Here is a 3521-nt window from a genome sequence, read left to right as displayed (position 1 = left end):
CTGAACAGGGTTAAAGGATATAGACATCTTATAGAGCTCAGGAATGCATTGCAGAGAGAGATACCAAATAAGGGTAGAATAGATGAAAGAAAGGAGGCAGTGGCTGCCTGACGCAGTCTAAAACTATGGGAGCCGTTACGGAATTTCAACTAAAAAAAAGATTGACTCCGCCATAATGCAAAGCAGCAAGTTCAGGACTATATTTGCCAATGCAAGGAATAGACTGCCGTCCTCTAGAAGTTTGTATGTCTCATAACTGAATGTGGAAAATGTGGTGAATGCACCGAGAAAGCCAATTGTAAATGCTATGCGAAGTTCATCTGATATAAGAGCGCTTCTTATGCTGAATTCCATTATAAGCCCAAGAAGGAATGAGCCAATTACATTAACTAAAAGCGTTCCATGCGGCAGGGTTGTGCCAAACAATTTATATGTCCAGCCCGACAGGAGATACCTTGCTATCGTACCAAAAAAACCTCCCAAACCAATTAAAGAGATTAACCTCATGCAAAAGAAACCCTTTTAAACCCCTTTTTGCCGACCCTTAATAGATATTTTTGATTTGTAGAAATTTCCTTCTTGCCGTCTATAATCTTATCTCCATCAACTTCCACACCGCCCTGTTCAATAAGCCTTTTTGCATCAGATGTGGATTTTGCAAGCCCTGCCAGAGCAATTGCCTTTGCCAGCCAGATGGAATCCCCTTCTCTTTTAAGTTTAACCTCTTCTATGTTTTCAGGAAGACCTTTATTCCTGAAGACTTCGTTGAATTCCTCTCTCGCCCTTGTTGCAGCATCCGCACCATGATACCTTCTAACTATTTCCTCTGCCAGTTCTTCTTTTGCTGTCTTGGGATGCGCCTTGCCATTCTTAATCTCATTAAGTTTTTCGTTTGTGACATCGCTCAAAAGTTCATAATATCTGAGCATCAATTCATCTGATACAGACATTACCTTGCCGAACATATCCCGTGGACTCTCTGTGATACCTATATAATTTCCAAGGGATTTGCTCATCTTCTGAACGCCGTCAAGCCCTTCTAAAAGCGGCATTGTTATTACAATCTGAGGCTCCTGACCCATTTTCTTTTGCATAGTTCTGCCCATAAGCAGATTAAAGAGTTGGTCAGTGCCTCCTATCTCAACATCAGCCTTTAAATGAACCGAATCGTATGCCTGAAACAATGGATAGTAAAATTCTAGTATTGTTATGTCCTGCTGATTGCTAAACCTCTTCTTAAAATCATCCCTTTCAAGCATCCTTGCAACAGTCTGCATTGAACCAAGTTTAACAATTTCCATGACACTCATACTTGACAGCCATTCGCTGTTAAAAACAATCTTTGTCTTTTTTTCATCAAGGATTTTAAAGATTTGAGATTTATATGTCTCTGCATTTTTTAAGACCTCTTCCTTTGTAAGAGGTTTTCTGGTTTCTGATTTTCCGGTGGGGTCGCCTATCATGCCTGTAAAATCGCCTATAAGGAAAATCACCTGATGCCCCAGTTCCTGAAAATGTTTTAATTTCTGGATTAAAACCGTATGCCCGAGGTGAAGGTCAGGCGCTGTTGGATCAAAGCCTGCCTTAATCTTTAATGGTGTGCCTGTCTGAATGGATTTTTCAAGTTTCTTTACAAGTTCGTCTTCAATAATAATCTCAACAGCACCTCTTTTAATGATAGAGAGTTGCTTGTCTATAGTAGAAGTCATAAAATAAAGCTCACGTATAACGGTATTTTTAAATCAGCCTTTTACCTTTATCCTCTCAATCCCCTTTGCCTTCCCTGTCTCTGCATCTATTGAAACAACAACTCCCTGCAATTCCACATCCTTTGTGGCAACCTCATACTTCCTAGGCATCTGCGTTAAGAATTTCTGTATAATCATATCCTTCTGAATTCCTATTGCAGAATTTATAGAACCTGTCATACCTGCGTCTGTTATGAATGCAGTGCCATTTGATAGTATCCTTTCATCTGATGTCTGGACATGGGTGTGGGTTCCCACAACTGCGCTTACCATACCGTCAAGATAAAAGGCAATGGCTATCTTTTCAGAGGTAGCCTCTGCGTGCATATCAACAATAATCACTTTTGTCTTTTCTTTCATTACAGCAGCCATGTCTCTCCCAACCCTGAATGGACAATCAAGGTTATCCATAAACACTCTTCCGCAGAGGTTGATAACACCTACATTTATCCCTGATTTTGTTCTGAAAATGGTAGAGCCGACACCAGGCACAGCAGGGGGATAATTGGCTGGTCTTAAAAGCCAGTTTCTGTCCTTTATATAATCAATAATTTCTTTCTTATCCCAGATATGATTACCTGAAGTAATTATATCAATATGATAATTTAAGAGTTCTTCAGCAACCTGCGGTGTTATGCCAAAACCGCCTGCTGAATTCTCGCCGTTTGCAATTATAATATCTGCATTATATTTCTTAACCAGCATAAGAAGATTATCCCTGACGAATAATCTTCCTGGTCTGCCTACTATATCTCCTATAAAAAGACAGTTGATAGTATTACCTGGCATAGTCAACTGCCCTTGCCTCTCTTATAACAGTGACCCTTATCTGACCAGGATATGAGAGTTCTTTTTCTATCTTTCTGGCAATATCCTTTGAAAGCATAACAGCCGCTTCATCAGATATTGATTGGTTGTTCACAATAACCCTGATCTCTCTACCTGCTTGTATAGCATATGCCTTTTCAATGCCATGGAATGATGTGGCTATTCTCTCAAGATCTTCAAGCCTCTTTACATATGTTTCCATCATCTCTTTCCTAGCGCCAGGCCTTGCTGCAGACAGGGCATCTGCTGCCTGAACCAAAATGCCCATAATAGATGCAGGGTTACTGTCATGATGCTCGGCAATGGCTGATACAATCTTGGGATTTTCACCATATTTTCTTGCAAGATCAGCACCTATGACTGCATGAGAACCCTCAACTTCATGGTCTACTGCCTTGCCGATATCATGCAAAAGCCCTGACCTCCTTGCCTGTTTTATCGGGAGCCCAAGTTCTGCAGCCATTATGCCGCAGATAAATGCCACCTCCATTGAATGAACATAGACATTCTGGGCATAACTTGTCCTGAACTTGAGTCTGCCGATGAGTCTTACAACCTCCGGATGCAGCCCATGAATACCTGTATCAAATACTGCCCTTTCACCTGCCTCTTTTATTGCCTGCTCTATCTCCTGCTCAACCTTTTCAACAATCTCTTCTATCCTTGCAGGGTGTATCCTTCCATCTGCTATAAGCCTCTCTATGGCAATCTTTGCAACCTCTCTCCTGATAGGATTATGCCCTGAAAGTATAACAGCCTCAGGCGTATCGTCTATTATAATATCAATGCCTGTTGCAGCCTCTATTGCCCTTATATTTCTTCCCTCCCTGCCTATAATCCTTCCTTTCATCTCATCATTAGGAAGGTTAACAACAGATACAGTTCTTTCAGCAACATACTCTCCTGCGTACCGCTGTATTGCTACAGCCATTATCTCCATTGCCT

At 41.1% G+C, this 3521-nt stretch carries 4 protein-coding genes; all 4 read right to left on the bottom strand.

Going from position 1 to position 3521, the window contains the following annotated elements:
- Positions 1 to 135 precede the first annotated feature (135 nt).
- Complete coding sequence (gene crcB / locus HZC45_06135) at positions 136 to 507, bottom strand: fluoride efflux transporter CrcB (protein MBI5682728.1); 372 nt, start codon at positions 505 to 507, stop codon at positions 136 to 138.
- Complete coding sequence (locus tag HZC45_06130) at positions 504 to 1709, bottom strand: tyrosine--tRNA ligase (GenBank protein ID MBI5682727.1); 1206 nt, start codon at positions 1707 to 1709, stop codon at positions 504 to 506. Before HZC45_06130 ends, crcB begins: the two co-directional genes overlap by 4 nt.
- A gap of 33 nt (positions 1710 to 1742) precedes the next feature.
- Complete coding sequence (locus tag HZC45_06125; GenBank protein ID MBI5682726.1) at positions 1743 to 2537, bottom strand: TIGR00282 family metallophosphoesterase; 795 nt, start codon at positions 2535 to 2537, stop codon at positions 1743 to 1745.
- On the bottom strand, positions 2527 to 3521 hold a 995-nt coding region (gene rny, locus HZC45_06120; GenBank protein ID MBI5682725.1), incomplete at its 5' end, for a ribonuclease Y. The genes HZC45_06125 and rny, both read right to left, overlap by 11 nt.

Source organism: Deltaproteobacteria bacterium (assembly GCA_016223005.1).
Lineage (GTDB): Bacteria > Desulfobacterota > GWC2-55-46 > UBA9637 > GWC2-42-11 > JACRPW01.
This window is presented reverse-complemented; position numbering and strand designations above follow the sequence as displayed.